The organism is Streptomyces sp. NPDC043685, from assembly GCF_056436585.1.
In genome coordinates this window covers 124,579-142,407 of the sequence record NZ_JBWKCH010000003.1, presented here as the reverse complement: position 1 = coordinate 142,407, position 17,829 = coordinate 124,579, and the positions used below count along the sequence as shown (strand labels likewise).

The following is a 17,829-nucleotide window of genomic DNA, read 5'->3' as shown; positions in this document are numbered from 1 at the left end:
GTCGTCACCCCGCTCCGGCGTCCGTGCCGCTCGCCACCTTGCCCGCGGGCTCGGCGGGGCCGGGCTCGACGAAGCTGTACGGCGGGAGCGGACCGTTGACCCGCACCTCCAGGTGCGGCATGTCCTTGCGGACCTGTTCGACCGCGGCCAGGAACGACTCGGCCGAGTCCCGGTCCACCAGGAACGACACGTTGGCCAGCCAGCCCGTGGACTCGGGGCCCACGCTCGTGTCGTCGGCGGCCCCTTCCAGGGCGCGCTGCACCGCGGCGCCGTCGTCGGCCTCCTTGGCCTTCACCGCGGCGGCGACCATCTCGCCGAGCCGGATCTTGTCGTCGTAACTGCCGCCGCCGGCCTGTCGGTTGGCCTCCGCGAGTGCGCGGATGTCGGGGCTCTCGGCCATCACCTGGTGCAGGACGGCCTCCTCGACGTGGTTGGCCTTGACGTTGTACTCGACCCGGTTGTCCAGCGCCCGCAGCCGCTCCTGGTAATGCTCGGCGCGCTCGGCGAGCACCGTGGTGATGGAGGTGTCGTCCGGAGCGACACTGCCGAAGCGCATGGGCAGCACGCAGCCGGCCGCACCGGCCTCGCTGAGCACGTTCTGGTGGGCGAGCAGTTCCTTCCTCTTGGGCCGCAGCCCGTCGGGCGCCTCACTGACGATCGCCGCGAGGTCACCTTCGCGCAGGATGCGCACCGGGTGGGGCGGATCGCCGACGCCACTCATGCCCTCGGGCAGCCCGGGGTGCGAACCGGCGGCGATGCCGTAGACGTACGTGCTCACTCCTGCTCCTCCTTACGGCGCGACGACGTGCTCTTGCGGGCTCGCGGACGCGACTCGGTCTCGCCCTCGCTCCGCGCCTGCTTGAAGGCGTCGGAGATGGTCTCGGCGGCGCCGGAGAGGGCCCCCTTGGACTTGCCGCGGGCGCCGGACTCGGTCATCTCCCCGACCAGGTCGGGCAGGCCCGGGTCCTTGCGCGGGCCGGCCTCCAGGTCGAGGCGGTTGCACGCCTCGGCGAAGCGCAGATAGGTGTCGACGCTGGCCACGACGACGCGGACGTCGATCTTGAGGATCTCGATGCCGACCAGGGAGACACGGACGAACGCGTCGATCACGAGCCCCCTGTCCAGAACCAGTTCGAGCACGTCGTAGAGACCGCTGCTGCCGCCTCCGCCGCCGGACTGCTGTGCCGGAACGACTGTCATGCCGGGTGTTCCTCCTCGTGTGTGGGTGCGGGTCCGGTCAGGGGGCTCAGTGGCCGCCCCTGCGCGCGTCGGATCGACCGCGTTCATAGCGTCGGACGCGCCGGTAACCCGTCAGCTGCCCTTCGGGGTCGAGCTCGACCTGGTAGCTCGCCATCAGGCTCATCGTGTCGGGCACGCGCTCGAGTTCGAGGACCTCGACCTCCAGCGCCCAGCCCTCCTCCGTCTGCTCGAAGGACGACACGGACTCGGCTTCCATGCCGGTGAGTTCCGCGAGCTGGCCGCGCGCCTGGCGCAGCACCTCCATCGGGCTCGGCCGCTTCCGGGCCGCTCGGTTGTCGTTCGTTTTGCTCGAATTCTGAGAGTCCTGTGACTTCTGTGAACTCTGTGACTCTTGCGTGTTGTTTGTGTTCGACATGGCCACCTCCCCCTCCGTGTGGCCGCAAGCGTGTTCGCCAAACCTCTGCGGACCCATGCATCTGCCACCCGCCGGACTTGAGGCAGGGGCGGTTCAGCCGCGCAGGGCGTTCAGCCGCCGCCTGGCGGGGCCCAGCGCCCGGCCCCGGTTGAGCAGGCCTGACCAGGGGTTGGTGCGCGCCTGCTCGACGGCGTCGGCGACGGTCCAGCGGCGGGCGTGCAGCTCCGGGTCGTCCAGCTGGTCCCAGGTGATGGGGGTGGCCACCGGCGCGCCCGGGCGGGATCGGACCGTGTAGGGCGCGACGGCGGTCTGTGCGTAGGCGTTGCGCTGGATGTCGAGGTAGAGCCGCTCCCCGCGTTCCTTCTTGCGGGCGGCGGTGGTGAGCCGGTCGGGGTGGCCGGCGGCGAGCACGTCGGCGACGTCCCGGGCGAAGGCGCGCACCTCCTCGAAGTCGTGCCGGCCGTTCAGCGGCACGATCACGTGCAGTCCGCGCGAGCCGGTGGTCATCAGCGCCGAGGGCAGTTCCAGCTCGTCGAGCAGCTCCCCGAGCAGCCGGGCGGCCTCGCGCACGGCCTCGAATTCGTCCCTGGGGGTCCCTCCGGGCACGGGGGAAGGGTCGAGGTCGAAGATCAGCCGGTCGGGGTGATCCACGGCGTCGGCGCGCGACAGCCAGCGGTGCAGGGTGATGCTCGCCTGGTCGGCCAGATAGAGGAGGGTGGCGGTGTCGTCGCACACGGTGTGGCAGACCGTGCCGCCCTCCTTGGCCAGCTCGACGCGGGTGATCCAGTCCGGGTAGTGGGCCGGGGTGTTCTTCTGCATGAATGTGGGCCCGTCGATGCCGTCCGGGTGCCGTTCCAGCATCAGCGGGCGGCCGCGCAGGTGCGGCAGCATGAAGGGCGCGACGGCCCGGTGGTAGTCCACCAGGTCGCCCTTGGTGTACTCCTTGGCGTCGCCGCCGCCGGGGAAGAGCACCTTGTCCGGCCGGTGCACCTCCACCGTGCGGCGGCCCGCCCGCACCCTGCGCGTGCCGTCGGCGCCGCTCACCGCACGACCGCCTCCTCCACAAGCAGCCGTCCGGCCGCCGCGATGGACTCCGCGTCGATGCCCGAGGCCCGCAGCTGCTCCTCCGGGGAGGCCGAGCCCGGCATCGTGCGGACGCCGAGCCGCACCAGGCGCGGTACGGGGCGTCCGTCGGTGAAGGCGTCGAGGACCGCGTCCCCGATGCCGCCCTCGGGGTGGTGGTCCTCCACGGTCACCAGGCAGCCGGTCTCCTCGGCGGCGCGGCGCAGCGTGGCCCGGTCGACGGGCTTCACGGAGTACAGGTCGATCACCCGCACCGGGATGTCCTCCTGCTCCAGCGCCTCGGCGGCGGCCAGCACCTCGTGCACGGTGACGCCCGCCGCGACGAGGGTGAGCCGGTCGCTGCCGGAGGAGCGCAGCACCTTGCTGCCGCCCACCGGGAACTCCTCGTCGGGGCCGTAGATCACCGGGCTCTCGCCACGCGAGGTGCGCAGGTAGCGGACGCCCTCCAGGCCGGCCATCGCGGAGACGAGCCGGGCGGTCTGGTTGGCGTCGCACGGGTACAGCACGGTCGAGCCGTGCACGGCCCGCATCATCGCCAGGTCCTCCAGGCCCATCTGGCTGGGCCCGTCCTGGCCGATGGCGACACCCGCGTGGGAGCCGACGAGATTGACGCCGGAGCCGCTGATGGACGCCATGCGGATGAAGTCGTACGCCCGGGTCAGGAAGGCCGCGAACGTGGTGGCGTACGGCACCCAGCCGCGGGCCGCCAGCCCGACCGCCGAGGCGACCAGCTGCTGCTCGGCGATGTAGCACTCGAAGTAGCGCTCGGGGTGCTCCTTGGCGAAGAACTCGGCGCGGGTGGAGTCGCCGACCTCGCCGTCCAGGGCGACGATGTCGCCGCGGCCGGTGCCGAGGGCGGCGAGCGCCTCGCCGAAGGCGTTGCGGGTGGCGACCTCCTCGCCCTTGTCCCAGGTGGGGAGTTCGAAGGCACCGGTGTGGACGGAGTGCAGCATGCGGGCGGCGGCCGGTTCGCGCACCTGGACGCGGATGTCGCGCGGGCCGCCCAGCTCGGTGATGGCCTCCTCGGCCTCCGGAAGCGGCTTGCCGTGCAGGCCCTCGCGGTCCTGGACGCCCTCGACGCCCTTGCCCTTGAGGGTGCGGGCGAGGATCGCGGTGGGCTGGCCCTTGGTGGACGCGGCCTCCCCGTAGGCGCGGTCGAGGGCGTCCACGTCGTGGCCGTCGACCTCGACGGTGTGCCAGCCGAATGCCTGGAAGCGGCGGGCGTAGGCGTCCAGGTCGTGGCCGTGCCGGGTGGGGCCGCGCTGGCCGAGCCGGTTGACGTCGACGATCACGGTGAGGTTGTCCAGGTGCTCGTACCCGGCGTGCTCGGCGGCCTCCCAGACGGATCCCTCGGCCAGCTCGCTGTCGCCGCACAGCACCCAGGTGCGGTAGTCGGCGCGGTCGAGCCGCTTGCCGGCCAGCGCGATGCCGACCCCGACGGGCAGGCCCTGGCCGAGCGAGCCGGTGGCCGTCTCGACCCACGGCAGGCGCTGCGGGGTGGGGTGTCCTTCGAGGCGGCTGCCCAGCTTGCGGAAGGTGAGCAGCTCTTCGTCGTCGATGGCGCCGGCCGCCTTGTACGCGGCGTACAGCAGCGGCGAGGCGTGGCCCTTGGACAGGACGAAGCGGTCGTTGCCGGGGTGGGCGGGGCGATCGAAGTCGTAGCGGAGATGGTGTGCGAACAGGACGGCCATCAGGTCGGCGGCGGACATCGAGGACGTCGGGTGCCCGGAACCCGCCGCGGCGGCGGCGCGGACACTGTCCACCCGCAGCTGCTGTCCGAGGTCGGTGAGTTCACCGGTGATCATGAGTCTCCTTTCGCGGAGTCGTCCGGGGCGTCGGTTCGTTTGACGGGGCCGGGGGCCGGGTGCCCCGCGGCCGACCCGCCGGGCGAAGGCCCGGCCGCGGGCCGATTCCCGGCGGGCTCTCCACCGGGTTGATTCTTGGCGGGCTCACCGCCGGGCTGGTTCCTGGCGGGCTCACCACCCGGCTGGCTCCTGGCGGGCTCACCGCGCGGCTGGTTCCTGGCGGGCGCGCCACCCGGCTGGCTCCTTGCGGGCTCACCGCGCGGCTGGTTCTTGGCAGACTCACCGCCGGGCTGCCTCTTGGCGGGCTCGCCACCCGGCTGGTTCCGGGCCGGTTCAGCGCCGGACTGGTTCCTGGCGGGCTCACCGCCCGGCTGGCTCTTGGCGGGCTCGCCACCCGGCTGGTTCCGGGCCGGTTCAGCGCCGGGCTGGCTCGGGGCCGGTTCAGCGCCGCGCTGATTCCCGGCAGGCTCGCCGCCCCGGCGGTTTCCGGCCGGTTCGGCGGAGGTGGGTGTGGGCGTGGGTGGGGCCGGGCGGCCTTTCGGGGTGTCCGCCTCCGTACGCCACTGCGCGTGCCCGGTGCGGGGTCCGCCCGGGGCCGGGCGGCCCTTGGCCGTTTCGGACTCGGACCGGAGCTCCACGGCTCCGGATCCGGGCCGTACCGGCGTCGCCCCGGACCCGGGCTGCCCCTTCGCGGGCTCGCCGGGGGTGCCGGAGCCCCCGTCCTCCGTGTCGGCGGCGAGCGCCGCGCCCGGGCCCGAACGGGCGCTCTCCTCCTGCCGTCGCCCGGGCCCGCCCGGCACCCGGGCCACCTCGGGCGAGGCCGTGTCCAACGGCACCGACCAGGACCGCACGAGCCCCAACTGCACGGCCTGGCGCGGCAGTACGGCGTCCAGCAGCCAGTCGGCCGCCACCCGGACCCGGTTCCCGGGCATCGCGGCGAGGTGGTAGCCCCGCGTCACGGCGCCCGCCGGAACACCGGAGAGGGGCACGCCGAGCGGGTTGGCGGCGGCCTTCGCCCCGCCCAGGTCGACGACGAAGCCCAGGTCGCGGTGGCGGTACGGCTTGCGCGCACCGCCGAGGCCGAGCGAGGCGGCGACGTTCTCCGCCGCGACCTTGCCGTGCCGCCAGGCGTGCTGCGCGGTCATCGGCGTGTAGCTGCCCGGGTTCTCCAGATCGGGTACCGCGGCCACGTCGCCGCAGGCGAACAGCTCCGCCCGGCCCGGCACCTGCAGATGCGGATCGACGAGCAGCCGGCCCCGCTCCATGGGCAGCCCGAGGGACTCCACCAGCGGATCGGGGCGGACGCCCACGCACCACACCAGCGTCCGGGTCGCGACGAACTCGCCGTCGGTCAGCACGACACCCTCAGGGGTGGCCTCCCGCACGGAGGTCCCCATGCGCACGTCCACACCCCGCTGCCGCAGCACCCGGCCGGCGGTGGCGGAGAGCTTCTCGTCCATCTCGGGCAGCACTCGCGGCGCCACGTCGAGCAGCATCCAGCGCGGCCGCATGCCCTGCCGCAGCGGGTGCTTGCGGACCTGCGCGTCGGTGAACATCTGCCCGTGCGCGGCGACCTCGGTGCCGGTGTATCCCGCCCCGACCACGACGAAGGTGCACCGCGCGGCACACGTCGCGGCGTCGTCAGTGGCGGCCGCCAGCTCCACCTGCCGGGTGACGTGATCGCGCAGGTACAGCGCCTCGGGCAGCCCGCGGAAACCGTGCGCGTGCTCGGCGACGCCCGGGATGGGCAGCAGCTTGTTGACGCTGCCGGCGGCGAGCACCAGCCGGTCGTAGGAGAGCGTGCCTTCCTCGCCCTCGGGACCCGTGTAGCGCAGGGTGCGGTCGTCGAGGTCGATGCGCTCGGCCTCGCCGAGCACCAGTCGTACGTCCGGCAGCGAGTGCGAGAGGGAGACCGTGACCCGGCGCGGCTCCAGGATGCCGGCGGCGACCTGGGGCAGCAGGGGCAGGTACAGGAAGTAGTCGGTCGGGTTCAGCACGGTGATGTGGGCCCGCCCCCGGGTGAGCCGGGACAGGGTGCGGGCCGTGCGGTACCCGGCGAAGCCGGCACCGATGATCACGATGCGGGGTCGACTCACGGTCGCTCGCCTCCGGCACTGTCGGTGGCTCGGGAACCTTCCGCGTCCCCTTGGCCTGGACACCCAAACGTCGGCGCCGCCCGCCCGTCCGGCACACCGCCGGTTTCCGGCCCCGCCGCCGGGTACCCGGTGCGGGATACGGACCGCCGACGTCGCGGAGGCACTCCCCCATGCCCGAGTACGGTTACTTCCTCTCGTGCGAGCAGTACGGACCCGCCGAGCTGATCGAGCAGGCGCGGATGGCCGAGCAGGCCGGATTCCAGGCGCTGTGGATCTCGGACCATTACCACCCGTGGAACGACGAGCAGGGTCAGAGCCCGTTCGTGTGGTCGGTGATCGGCGCGCTGTCGGAGGCGGTGTCCCTGCCGATCGAGACGGCGGTGACCTGCCCGACCGTGCGGATGCACCCGGCGGTGGTGGCACAGGCGGCGGCGACCAGCGCGGTGATGACGAACAACCGTTTCCGCCTCGGTGTCGGCTCGGGCGAGGCGCTCAACGAGCACATCCTGGGTGATCACTGGCCCCCGGCCCACGTCCGCCTGGACATGCTGGAGGAGGCCATCCAGGTGATGCGCCGGCTGTTCACGGGTGAGGAGGTCAACCACCACGGCCCGCACTACACCGTGGAGAACGCCCGCCTGTACACGGTCCCGGACGAGCCGATCCCGATCGACATCTCCGGCTTCGGCCCGGCGGCGACGCAGCTCGCCTCCCGCGTCGGCGACGGCTACATCACCGTCGTGCCCGACGAGACGATGGTCGAGCAGTACCGCAAGGGCGGAGGCGGCGGAAAGCTGGTCAGCGGCGGCACCAAGGTCTGCTACGGCACCGACAAGGACGAGGCCGTGCGGACCGTCCACCGGCTCTGGGCCAACGAGCAGCTGCCGGGCGAGCTGGCCCAGGTGCTGCCCTCCCCCAAGCACTTCGAGCAGGCGCAGCAGCTCGTCACCGAGGACATGGTGCGTGAGAACCGGGTCTGCGGGGACGTGGTGGACGAGCATGTGGCGGAGCTGAGGCAGTTCGCCGACGCGGGCTTCGACCGGGTGTACGTGAACCAGATCGGCCCGGACCTGCGCGGCTTCTTCGACTTCTACCGCACGAAGGTGCTGCCGCAGCTTCAGTGATCCGCCCGGGCCGCAGGGGAGAAGGCACCACGATTCAGGCGTCCTCTTCCTCTTCCGCGGTGTCCTCTTCCTCGCGAATTCCTCGGCGGCCCCCTTCCTCTTCCTCGCGGAATCACGAGGTGGCAGAGCGCCGAGTCACCTAGGGTCGCCCGTATGTCTGTTCGTCTTCGCATGCGTGAGGCCCTGCCGGAAGCGATGCGGGCCAGGGACAGGGCCGCCGTGAGCGCCCTGCGCAGCGCCCTGGCCGCGCTCGACAACGCCGAGGCGGTGGCCCCGGACGATTCCGCGCCCCGGGCCGGCGCACTCGAGCAGTCGCCGGTCGGTGCCGGAGCCACCGAAGCCGCGCGCCGGGAACTCGGCGAGCGGGACGAGATGGACATCGTGCGGGCCGAGGCCACCGAACGACTGGCGGCGGCCGCGCAGTTGACCTCCCCCGCGCACGCCGACCGGGCCGGACGGCTGCGCGCGGAGGCGGCCGTGCTGCTCCGCTTCCTCGACGGTGCCGAGGACGTCACGGCGGACGACACCGAGGCCGCGGGGGGACACGCGGCCGACGGCGGCGATCTGCCGGCACCGGCCGTCTAGCGGCGGGCCAGACCGGCCAGTTTGCGGGCCGCGAGGGCGCCGGCGCCGGCGGTGAGGGCCGCGCCCATCCAGCCGCGGTTGCGCGACAGCCACTGCTGGGGACTGGTGCCGGTGGATTCGTCGTCGAAGCGGCCGTGTGCGCCGAAGTCCCGCCCGTGCGGCCCGTCGGCCGGGGCCCAGAGGTTCGCCGGCCCCTCGGGACGGCCGTCCTCCTGCTGGGCGTCGACGTTGGTGCGCGCCAGGTAGCGGTCGAGCAGCCCGGGCACGACCGCGTTGGCGAGGAGGGTGGCGGCCGTGGAGCCGCCCACCCAGTACTCCCGGCGCCGCGGGTGCGACGCGGCGTGCACGATCGCCCGGGCCGCGACCTCCGGCTGGTAGACGGGCGCGACGGGCCGTGCCCGTCCCGGCATGCGGTTCAGCACCCAGTCGAACTGCGGGGTGTTGAGGCCCGGCAGCTGCACCATGGTGGTGTGCACCCCGCTGCGCGCGTGCAGCAGCTCGCAGCGCAGCGACTCGTTGAACCCCTGGATCGCGTGCTTGGCCCCGCAGTACGCGGACTGCAGCGGGATGCCCCGGTAGGCCAGCGCGGAGCCGACCTGCACGATGGTGCCGCGGTCGCGCGGCAGCATATGCCGCAGGGCGGCCCGGGTGCCGAACACGTAGCCCAGGTAGGTCACTTCGGTCACGCGCCGGAATTCGTCCGGGGTGACCTCCGTGAACGGCGCGAACACTCCGGTGAAGGCGTTGTTGACCCAGACGTCGATGTGGCCGAACGCGTCGACGACCTGCTGGGCGGCGTCGTCGACGGCCTTGGCGTCGGAGACGTCCGCACCGACGACGAGCGCCTCGCCGCCGGCGCGTTCCACCTCGTCCGCGGCGGCGGCCAGTCCCTCACGCCCGCGGGCGAGCAGGGCGACCTTGTCGCCGCGGGCGGCGAAGGCCCGGACCGTGGCCCGGCCGACTCCGCCGCTGGCGCCGGTCACCACGACCACCCGCCCGCTCCGATGCGATGTCGCTGCCTCGCGCACCCGGCATCACACCCCGCGCTGGGGTACGTGCGGTGCGTCCGCCGGCCGCGGGGGCACGGCGCCCGGGGCGGTCGTCCCACCGGGCGGGGCCGGCGGCACCGGCGGATACGGCATGCCGCCGACCGTCCCGGCGGCGGTGCGACGGGCGTCGTCCCCGCCCGGTGCCGCGTGGGCCGCGTGCCCCGGACCCGGCCGGGACGGCCGGGCCATGCCGCGCAGCACGAAGGCGAGGGCGCCGAGGATCACGGCGGTGATCAGCGCGGCGGCCCAGCCGGGCAGGCCGAGGGCGAGAGCCAGCCCCACGGCGAGTGCGAGGGCCGCGCCCGCGTACAGGGCGAGCGCCCCGGACGCGGCGTACAGCGCGGCCTTGCGGCGCTGCTTGCGCGTCTGCTCGCGCAGCTCCTCCCGTACGGTCTCGCGCGCCACCTGTGCCAGCTCGTCGACCAGATGCTTGTCCAGATGCTCCAGGTGATCCAACGGCTTCATGCCCGGCCGGGTACCCTCGCGCCCCCGCGCGTAACTAGGCTCAGCCGCATGGAGATTCTGGGTGCCACACTGCGCGTCTGCGTCGACGACCTCGAGACCGCGATCCCCTTCTACGAGCGCCTGGCGGGCGGCAGAGCCCAGCGCTTCGAGCGGGGAGGTGTCCAGGTGGCGGCGGTCGGCTGCTTCCTGCTGATGAGCGGTCCCCCGGCCGAACTGGAGGTGCTGCGCAAGGTCGCCGCGACGATCGCCGTGACGGACGTCGAGGAGACCCACAAGGTGCTCACCGGCCTGGGGGCCCACATCGTGGCGGGCCCGATCGCCTCGCCGGCGGGCCGCAACCTGATCGCCCTGCACCCGGACGGGTCGGTCTACGAGTACGTGGACCGCCACGTGTAGGCATCGCGGTGGGCTCAGCGCTGCCCCGGTCGGGTGACCATCTCGGCGGTGAGCGCCCAGCGTTCGTGGTCGCGCCAGGCCCCGTCGACGAAGAGCATCTTCGGCGAGAAACCCTCCCGTCGGAACCCGCAGCGGCGGGCCAGGGCGATCGACGCGGCGTTGCCCGGCTGGACGTTGATCTCCAGCCGGTGCAGCCGCATCGGGCCGAACGCGTAGCGCACGACGAGGTCGAGTCCTTCGCGCATCAGTCCGCGCCCGGCGGCGTGCCGGAAGGCGCCGTAGCCGAGCGCGCCGGACTGGAAGCCGCCCTCGACGATGTTGTTGATGTTGATGAACCCGCCGATGGCCCCGTCGTTCCTGTCGCACACCAGGAACCCGGCCTTGGACGGATCCTCGATCAGCCGGCCCGCGTAGGCGGTGTAGGCCTGTGCGGTGGTGGGCGGGAAGAGCCACGGGTGGTGCAGGTCCTCGCTCTCCCGGGCGCGGGCGGTGAACTCGGCGCCGTCCTCCAGGGTGAAGGGGCGTATGCCCACTCGTGGGCCCTCGGCGAGGTGGCGGGATGCGTGGTGCGGCACCCTGCCACAGTAACCTCGCCCGCGGTGTCCTTCAGGATCCGGCGACGGGCAGCCGGAGCGTCCCGGTGGTGCGCGGCCCGCTGGCCACGGTGACCGGCTTGATCCCGCGGTTGCCGAAGTACGCGTCGTCGCTCGCCGCGATCACGAACCGCAGCCGGTGCCCTGTCTCGTAGCGGTGCACGAGGGCGGGCAGGGTGACGGTGAAGCTCCGGGTGACGTCCGGGACGCGCACCGGCGCGACCAGGCGGCGCACCAGGGTGCGGGTGCCGTCGGGGGCGATGTCGTAGAGCTTGGCGAAGAGGACGAGCTTGTCGGCCGCGTCGGCGGAGTCCTGGGTGCGCTCGGCCTTCGGGGAGACGACCTTCAGCGTGGCCCGGGGTGCGCCGACGACGTCGAGGGGCCGCTTCAGCGGTGCGGTCGTCCAGTCGAGGTGGGTGCCCTCGGTGTCGCGCGGCGGCGAGTCCGGCAGTCCGAGGAGACCCGCCAGTGAGCTCTCCGAATGGCTCGTGGGGATCAGAGCGTTGGTGTAGCGGCGGCTGCCGCGGGCCACTTCGCCAGGGTGGTCGACGAGGGCGCCGTCGCCGGAGAGGTACAGCGTGCGGCTGAGGGCGGGGAGGTGGTCGGCGGTGGCGTAGGCGCGCTCGGGGTCGTCGATCCAGTCGCGGTGGTAGGCGAAGGCCGGTCCGGTGTCGGCGTGGGCCCGCTCGCGCAGGTGCCGGTCGAACCAGGCGAGGACACGCAGGCCGACGTAGCTGGTCTCCAGGTTGCCCTTGGACAGGTCGAGTTCACCGGCGGCCGGCCGGGTGAGTCCGCCGCTGTGGCCCCAGGACTGCCAGATCATCTTGACGGGTGTGCCCTGGGACTTCAGCGCCCGGTAGGTCGCCGTCGCCTCGTTGAGGTTGAACAGGGTGTCGGCCTGCCCCTGGACCAGCAGGGTCGGGGTGTCGACGCGGTGCAGGTACGACACCGGGGAGACGCGGCGTGCGAAGGCGAGCAGTTCGGCGGTCGGGCCGGCCGGGTAGCTCCCGGAGTTGAGGGTGTGGACGGTCCGGCAGGCCTCGGTGACGAAGTGCAGGCAGGCCAGGAAGTTGATGCGGGACGGGTCCAGGCTGGGTTCGAGCAGCGGACGGCTCTCGCCGATGAGGTAGAAGCCGTTGGTCCACTGCCATTTGAAGACGCCGGGGACGCTTTTGCCGCCGACGGCGTTGTTCGGGGCGAGCGAGTACGCCAGGTCGTTCCAGGTGATCATCGGGACGAGTGCGTCGAGGCGGTGGTCGACGGCCGCGGTGGCGAGCTGGACGGCGCCGCCGTAGGAGCCGCCGAACATGCCGACGCGCGGGTCGCCCGGTGCGTCGCGGGTGACGAAGTCGGCGGTCGTGCCGTCGTCGGCGGCGCGGGTGCCGCCCAGGAAGTCGACCAGCCGGGAGGCGGCGGCGCCGTCGATGTCCGGGTCGTCGAGGGAGATCAGGCAGCCACTGCGGCCGAAGCCGAGCCCGGAGTAGACGAGGGAGACGTAGCCGCGCTGGGCGAAGGCCTTGCCGATGGTGTCCGTGGAACCGTCCGACTTGCTGCCGCCGAAGCCGTTCGTGCCGAGCACGGCGGGCGCCGGGTGGTCGCGGTCCACCCCGACGGGCCGGTACAGGTCGGCGTCGACCGGGCAGGAGCGGCCGCCCGCCTGGACGGTGAACCTCAGCGGTGTGACGGTGTAGGCGCCGGCCGCCGTGGCGGGCGGGGTGAGGGTGAGGGGCACGGCCAGGGCGGCGCCCAGAACGAGAGCGAGTGCGCGGGATCTGGGCACGCGGCGGGACACACGGACCTCCACGGTGGGGGCGACCACGACGTCGGGGACACTCCGGATACCGACCAGTAGGTACCGGCCGTTGTCATGGTGTGGCACGTGTCAGGTGCCGTCAATCACCGGAACGGGGGTTCTTGACGGCGTTTCAGCAGCGGCCGGATCAGCTCAGTGCGGGCTCGTCGAACGTCAAGGTGGCCTCCCCTGTGTCCAGTTCGGCCGTGAGCCCGAGGGGGATCGTCAGCGCGCCCGTGCCGTGGCCGAACCCGAACTCCTCCACGACCGGGACGCCCAGGCCGCCCAGCCGGTCGGCCAGGACCGCGCGTACCTCCTCGTAGGGGCCGCACCCCTCCCAGGACCCGAGCGCGATCCCGGCGACCCCGTCGAGCCGTCCGCTGCGCAGGAGTTGGGTCAGGTACCGGTCCAGGCGGTAGGGGCTCTCCCCCACGTCCTCCATCAGCAGCAGCCCGCCCCGCGCCCCGGGGTGGGCGTGCGGGGTGCCGAGGTCGGACGCGAGCAGGCTCAGGCAGCCGCCCAGCGTGACGCCCCGGGCCCGGCCCGGGACCAGGACGGCGCCGCCCGGGGGCGTGGCCCTGACGGTCCTAACGGACTCCGGCTCGAAGAGGGTGGCCCGCAGATGGTCCTGGGCCCGGGCGTTCTTGAGGAAGTCGACGCCGGCGGCCGCGGGCCCGTACAGGGTGACCAGGCCCAGCCGGGTGGCGAAGGCCTGGTGCAGGACGGTGACGTCGCTGAACCCGGCGAGCACCTTGGGGCCGGCCGCCCGCATCGCCGTCCAGTCGAGCAGGTCGACCATCCGCTGCGCCCCGTAGCCGCCCCGGGCGCACAGCACGGCCGCGACGGACGGATCGCACCAGGCGTTCTGAAGGTCGGCGGCCCGTTGCGCGTCCGTGCCGGCGAGGTAGCCCAACTCCCGGTGGCGGCCCAGCACGTGCGGTGTCACCACCGGGTCGAGGTCCCAGCCGCGCAGGATGTCGAGCCCGGCCTGGAGCCGCTCCTCGGGCACCGGCCCGCTCGGTGCGACGACGGCGACCCGGGCCCCCGGGGTGAGCCGGGGCGGTCGTACCAGCGGCTTCACCGCGCGAGCTCCAGGGTCGGGACGCCGGGCGGGTTCAGCCCGAACACCTGGGCGTAGAGGGACAGTTCGGCTTCCAGGGCGCGCACCATGGTCTCCGCCTTCCGGAAGCCGTGCCCCTCCCCCTCGAAGGCGAGATACGCGTGCGGCACCGTCCGGCCCTCCAGCCGGGCCAGGAACCGCTCGCACTGGGCGGGCGGGCAGATCACGTCGTCCAGGCCTTGGAGCAGCAGGAACGGCACGGCGAGGCGGTCGGCGTGGGCGGCGGGCGAGCGCTCCGCGTACCGGGCGGGCACGTCGGCGAGCGGCCCGATCAGGCTCTCCAGGTACCGGGACTCGAAGTCGTGGGTCTCCCCCGTCCCCCAGCCGGTCAGGTCGAGGATCGGGTACTTGATGGTGCCGCAGGCGTAGACGTCGGTGGTGGTGAGCGAGGCGGCCGCGGTCCAGCCGCCCGCGCTGCCGCCCCGGACGGCGAGCCGGGCCCGGTCGGCGGTGCCCTCGTCGGCGAGGGCCAGGGCGACGGCGGCGCAGTCCTCGACGTCCACCACGCCCCACTGCTCGCGCAGCCGCTCCCGGTACGGGCGGCCGTACCCCGTGGAGCCGCCGTAGTTCACCTCGACGACGCCGATGCCGCGCGAGGTGAAGTAGGCGATCTCCAGGTCCAGGACCAGCGGCGCGCGGCCGGTGGGCCCGCCGTGCGCCCAGACGACGTAGGGCGGCGGTTCGTCGTCGGGCGCGACGCAGCCGGGGTGGTGGGGCGGGTAGACGTGCGCGTGGATGTCGCGTCCGTCAGGGCCGGTGAAGGTGCGGATCTGCGGCTCGGGGTAGTACGCGGGGTCCACGGCGTCGTCGTGCTCGGCGCCGACCACCCGGGCCCGGCCGGTGCGGGCGTCCAGTTCGACGACCTCGTAGGCGCTGCGCGGGCTGGCTCCGACGGCGACGACCCGTTCGCCGTGGGCGGCGAGGGTGGGGGCGAACTCGGTCCAGGGGCCGGCCGCGTCCACGACCTCGCCCGTCTCAGGGTCGAGGATGCCGAGGGCGGTGGCGCCCCGGCCGTGCACGACGGCGATCAGCCCGCTCGACAGCGGTGTGAACCATCGCGACCCGAGCTTCCACAGCGCTCCGCCGAACTCCTCCTCGCGCGGGCACAGCGGCTGTCCGTCGAGATGGAGGTTCCACCAGCCCGTGCGGTCGCTCGCGTACAGCAGCCGGCCGTCGTGGGTCCAGTCGGCCTGGGCGATCGACTCACCGGGTCCGCCGGCCACGGCCCCGCTCCCGCGCAGCGTGCCGTCGGGGGCGACGTCGGCGACCAGCAGCTCGGTGCCGTCCCAGGGCATGCGCGGATGGTCCCAGGCGAGCCAGGCGGCCCGTCGCCCGTCGGGCGAGAGCTTCGGCCCGGTGACGAACCGGTGCCGGTCGTCGGTGAGTTCGCGTACGGCGTGCCGGTCCTCGGCAGCGGAGCCGTCCAGCGGGACGGCGGCCAGGACGCGGCGCACGTCGGCGGGCCCCTCGCCGGTGTACTCCTCCAGCACGCACCACACCTCACCCCGTGCGGGCAGCGGCAGCGGCTCGGCCCAGCGCAGGCCGCCGCCCACGGTGGACACGGGGGTCAGCGGGCGGGGCTCGCCGCCCGGCTCGCAGCGGTACAGCCGCTGGTCGGCGAAGTTCACGAACACGACCAGCGGCCCGTCGTCGCCTTCGAGGGCGGCCCACGGGTGCCCGCCGTACTCGTGGACCCGGCTGCGCACGTTCCACGGCGGGGGCAGCAGCGACTCCTCCCGGCCGTCGGGGTGCCGCCGCACGAGGGTGCGCCGGCCGCCCTCGGCGGGACGCGGCTCGGTCCACCACACCTCGTCGCCGACGAAGCCCACGTACTCCGGGTGCCCGTCGTGCGCGGCGGTCAGGGCCGCGTCGATGGGCGAGGGCCACGCCCCGTAGGCCAGCGTCCGCACCGTCTCCCCCACTCTCCTAGGCCGTCCGCAGGAACCGGTCGAGTACGCGGACACCGAAGTGCAGCGCCTCGATCGGTACCCGCTCGTCGACCCCGTGGAACATGGCCGCGTAGTCGTAGCCGTCCGGCAGCCTCAGCGGGGTGAAGCCGTAGCCGGTGACGCCGAGGCGGGAGAACTGCTTGGCGTCGGTGCCGCCGGACATGCAGAACGGCACCACGTGCCCCTCGGGCGCGAACTCCTCGACGGCGGCCCGCATGCCCGCGAAGGTCTCCGAGTCCACCGGCGACTCCAGGGCGACCTCGCGGTGGTGGAACTCCCAGTCCACGTCCGGCCCGGTGAGCCGGTCGAGGGTGCTGCGGAACTCCTCCTCGCCGCCGGGCATGTAGCGGCCGTCCACGTGCGCCACGGCCTCGCCGGGAATGACGTTGACCTTGTAACCGGCGTCCAGCATGGTCGGGTTGGCGCTGTTGCGCAGGGTCGGTTCGACGAGCTTCGCGGCCGGGCCGAGCTTCTCCAGCAGCGCCTCGACATCGGTGAGGTCGGTCTCGATGCCGTAGAGCGCGGCGAGTTCGCTGAGCGCGGCGCGCACGGTCGGAGTCAGCCTGAGCGGCCACTCGTACGCGCCGATCCTGGCGATCGCGCCCGCGAGGCGGGTCACCGCGTTGTCCCGGTTGACCTTGGAGCCGTGCCCGGCGCGTCCGCGAGCGGTGAGCTTCAGCCAGGCGGTGCCCCGCTCCCCGGCCGCGATCGGGTAGATCTGCCGCCCGTCGCCGTCGTGGAAGGTGAAGGCACCCGACTCGCCGACGGCTTCGGTGCAGCCCTCGAACAGGCCGGGGTGCCGGTCGGCGAGGAACCCGGCACCGTCCACGGCGCTGGCCTCCTCGTCCGCGGTGAAGGCGATGACGATGTCCCGGCGGGGCCGGACGCCCTGACGTGCCCAGCCGCGCACGACGGCCAGGATCATCGCGTCCATGTTCTTCATGTCGACGGCGCCGCGCCCCCAGACGACCCCGTCGCGGATCTCCCCGGAGAACGGGTGCACGCTCCAGTCGGCGGCCTGCGCGGGCACGACGTCCAGGTGGCCGTGGAGGAGCAGGGCCGGGGCCGAGGGGTCGGTGCCCTCGATCCGGGCGACGACGTTGGTCCGCCCCTTCGTGCGCTCCAGGAGGGCCGGTTCGATGCCGGCGTCGGCGAGCCGTGCGGCGGCGTACTCGGCGGCGGGCCGCTCCCGGCAGTCGCCCCCGCCCCGGTTGGTGGTGTCGATCCGGATGAGGTCGGACGTGAAGGTCACGACCTCGTCCAGCGCGGGTGCGTCGACCTGGTCAGCCATACTGCTCCTCCACCGCGGCCGAGACGATCGTGGTGACCGCCTTGAAGGCGCGGATGCCCTCGTACATGGTCTCGCTCGTGTACGCCACCTTCCGCTCCGCGATCCGCTCCACCCCCGGGACGACGGTGGCGGCCATCGCCAGGTGCTCCGCGTCGAACTCCACGGCCACGGTGAACGGTCCGGCGTGCACGGGTTCGTGACGCACCGCCAGCGCGGCCGCCTCCTTGGCCGCCGCCCGGATGTCGGCCGCGGTGCGGGCGGGGGTGCGGCACACCGCCGCGTAGCGCGACACGTGGTCCTTCACCGCGACCTTCAGCGCCTCGGGCGCGTAGCCGAGCGCGTCCTCGCAGGCGATGTCGTCCCCGGTGACCAGCACCACCGGCACCCCGTACTCGGCGACGACGTGGGCGTTGAGCAGTCCCTCGCTCGCCCGGACGTCGTTCAGCCACACGCCCGTGATGGAGTTGGCGAGGTAGGTGTGCGCGAGGACGCCCTCCATGCCGGCGCCCGCGTGGTAGCCGACGAACGCGATGCCGTCGACGTCGCCGTGCTGCACGCCCTCCACCATGGACAGCGCCTTGTGCCGGCCGGTGAGCAGCAGGGCGCGGTCGTCGAGCTGCTCCAGCAGCAGATTGCGCATCGTGGAGTGCGCCTCGTTGATGATCACCTCGTCGGCGCCGCCGTCGTGGAAGCCGAGGACGGCGGCGTTGACGTCGGAGGTGAACAGCGCGCGGCAGCGCTCCCACTGCGAGGCGCCCGGCATCACGTCGTCGGGCCAGGTGACGCCGGTGGCGCCCTCCATGTCGGCGCTGATGAGGATTCTCATGACGAACCGTCCAGGGCGGAGATCTTCATGGTTCGTCACG

General features: G+C 73.4%; 17 protein-coding genes. 3 read left to right on the top strand and 14 right to left on the bottom strand.

Annotated features, from left to right (window positions below; all coding sequences use genetic code 11):
- Positions 1 to 4 precede the first annotated feature (4 nt).
- The 6 genes from AC0665_RS09845 to AC0665_RS09820 all read right to left on the bottom strand — a co-directional run bounded on the left by AC0665_RS09845 (position 5) and on the right by AC0665_RS09820 (position 6,599).
- Positions 5 to 778, bottom strand: coding sequence for a GvpL/GvpF family gas vesicle protein (locus AC0665_RS09845; RefSeq protein WP_478704766.1), 774 nt, complete (start codon positions 776 to 778; stop codon positions 5 to 7).
- On the bottom strand, positions 775 to 1,200 hold the full coding sequence (locus AC0665_RS09840) for a gas vesicle structural protein GvpA (RefSeq protein ID WP_234850331.1): 426 nt from the start codon (positions 1,198 to 1,200) through the stop codon (positions 775 to 777). Before AC0665_RS09840 ends, AC0665_RS09845 begins: the two co-directional genes overlap by 4 nt.
- A gap of 46 nt (positions 1,201 to 1,246) precedes the next feature.
- The gene (locus AC0665_RS09835) at positions 1,247 to 1,615 is read right to left on the bottom strand and encodes a gas vesicle protein GvpO (protein ID WP_468403602.1); all 369 of its coding nucleotides are present in this window, start codon (positions 1,613 to 1,615) and stop codon (positions 1,247 to 1,249) included.
- Between the two features lie 93 nt (positions 1,616 to 1,708).
- Entirely contained in the window at positions 1,709 to 2,659 is a 951-nt protein-coding gene (gene ligD, locus AC0665_RS09830) for a non-homologous end-joining DNA ligase (protein WP_478704765.1), read from the bottom strand.
- Positions 2,656 to 4,503 carry a transketolase gene (locus AC0665_RS09825; protein ID WP_478704764.1) on the bottom strand — a complete coding sequence of 616 codons (1,848 nt, stop codon included), beginning with the start codon at positions 4,501 to 4,503 and terminating at the stop codon, positions 2,656 to 2,658. The genes ligD and AC0665_RS09825 overlap by 4 nt, the downstream gene beginning before the upstream one ends.
- Positions 4,500 to 6,599 carry an NAD(P)/FAD-dependent oxidoreductase gene (locus AC0665_RS09820; protein WP_478704763.1) on the bottom strand — a complete coding sequence of 700 codons (2,100 nt, stop codon included), beginning with the start codon at positions 6,597 to 6,599 and terminating at the stop codon, positions 4,500 to 4,502. Before AC0665_RS09820 ends, AC0665_RS09825 begins: the two co-directional genes overlap by 4 nt.
- A gap of 170 nt (positions 6,600 to 6,769) precedes the next feature.
- Here AC0665_RS09820 and AC0665_RS09815 point away from each other — a divergent pair, with 170 nt between their 5' ends.
- A complete protein-coding gene (locus AC0665_RS09815) occupies positions 6,770 to 7,723 on the top strand; it encodes an LLM class F420-dependent oxidoreductase (protein WP_366054016.1) in 954 nt (317 codons plus the stop codon).
- A gap of 195 nt (positions 7,724 to 7,918) precedes the next feature.
- Positions 7,919 to 8,308: a GatB/YqeY domain-containing protein gene (locus tag AC0665_RS09810; protein ID WP_478705028.1), complete on the top strand. Its 390-nt coding sequence runs from the start codon at positions 7,919 to 7,921 to the stop codon at positions 8,306 to 8,308.
- Here AC0665_RS09810 and AC0665_RS09805 read toward each other — a convergent pair.
- Positions 8,305 to 9,336 (bottom strand): SDR family oxidoreductase, encoded by a 1,032-nt coding sequence (locus tag AC0665_RS09805; RefSeq protein WP_478704762.1) that lies wholly within the window; start codon positions 9,334 to 9,336, stop codon positions 8,305 to 8,307. The genes AC0665_RS09810 and AC0665_RS09805 overlap by 4 nt on opposite strands.
- Before the next feature lie 6 nt (positions 9,337 to 9,342).
- On the bottom strand, positions 9,343 to 9,822 hold the full coding sequence (locus AC0665_RS09800) for a phage holin family protein (RefSeq protein WP_478609418.1): 480 nt from the start codon (positions 9,820 to 9,822) through the stop codon (positions 9,343 to 9,345).
- A gap of 48 nt (positions 9,823 to 9,870) precedes the next feature.
- On the opposite strand from AC0665_RS09800, the gene AC0665_RS09795 reads away from it, so the two are divergent.
- Entirely contained in the window at positions 9,871 to 10,218 is a 348-nt protein-coding gene (locus tag AC0665_RS09795; RefSeq protein WP_363122171.1) for a VOC family protein, read from the top strand.
- Between the two features lie 14 nt (positions 10,219 to 10,232).
- Here the strand turns inward: AC0665_RS09795 and AC0665_RS09790 are convergent, their stop codons facing one another.
- The 6 genes from AC0665_RS09790 to AC0665_RS09765 all read right to left on the bottom strand — a co-directional run bounded on the left by AC0665_RS09790 (position 10,233) and on the right by AC0665_RS09765 (position 17,789).
- Positions 10,233 to 10,793, bottom strand: a complete 561-nt coding sequence (locus tag AC0665_RS09790) for a GNAT family N-acetyltransferase (RefSeq protein ID WP_478609424.1) — start codon at positions 10,791 to 10,793, stop codon at positions 10,233 to 10,235.
- A gap of 31 nt (positions 10,794 to 10,824) precedes the next feature.
- Positions 10,825 to 12,603 (bottom strand): CocE/NonD family hydrolase, encoded by a 1,779-nt coding sequence (locus tag AC0665_RS09785; protein WP_478704761.1) that lies wholly within the window; start codon positions 12,601 to 12,603, stop codon positions 10,825 to 10,827.
- Positions 12,604 to 12,751: 148 nt separating this feature from the next.
- Positions 12,752 to 13,684, bottom strand: a complete 933-nt coding sequence (locus AC0665_RS09780; protein WP_478609426.1) for a S66 peptidase family protein — start codon at positions 13,682 to 13,684, stop codon at positions 12,752 to 12,754.
- Positions 13,681 to 15,645 carry a S9 family peptidase gene (locus AC0665_RS09775; RefSeq protein ID WP_478704760.1) on the bottom strand — a complete coding sequence of 655 codons (1,965 nt, stop codon included), beginning with the start codon at positions 15,643 to 15,645 and terminating at the stop codon, positions 13,681 to 13,683. Before AC0665_RS09775 ends, AC0665_RS09780 begins: the two co-directional genes overlap by 4 nt.
- A gap of 4 nt (positions 15,646 to 15,649) precedes the next feature.
- Positions 15,650 to 16,963 carry a M20/M25/M40 family metallo-hydrolase gene (locus tag AC0665_RS09770; RefSeq protein ID WP_478704759.1) on the bottom strand — a complete coding sequence of 438 codons (1,314 nt, stop codon included), beginning with the start codon at positions 16,961 to 16,963 and terminating at the stop codon, positions 15,650 to 15,652.
- Positions 16,956 to 17,789 (bottom strand): M55 family metallopeptidase, encoded by an 834-nt coding sequence (locus AC0665_RS09765; protein WP_468403578.1) that lies wholly within the window; start codon positions 17,787 to 17,789, stop codon positions 16,956 to 16,958. Before AC0665_RS09765 ends, AC0665_RS09770 begins: the two co-directional genes overlap by 8 nt.
- Positions 17,790 to 17,829: the final 40 nt, after the last annotated feature.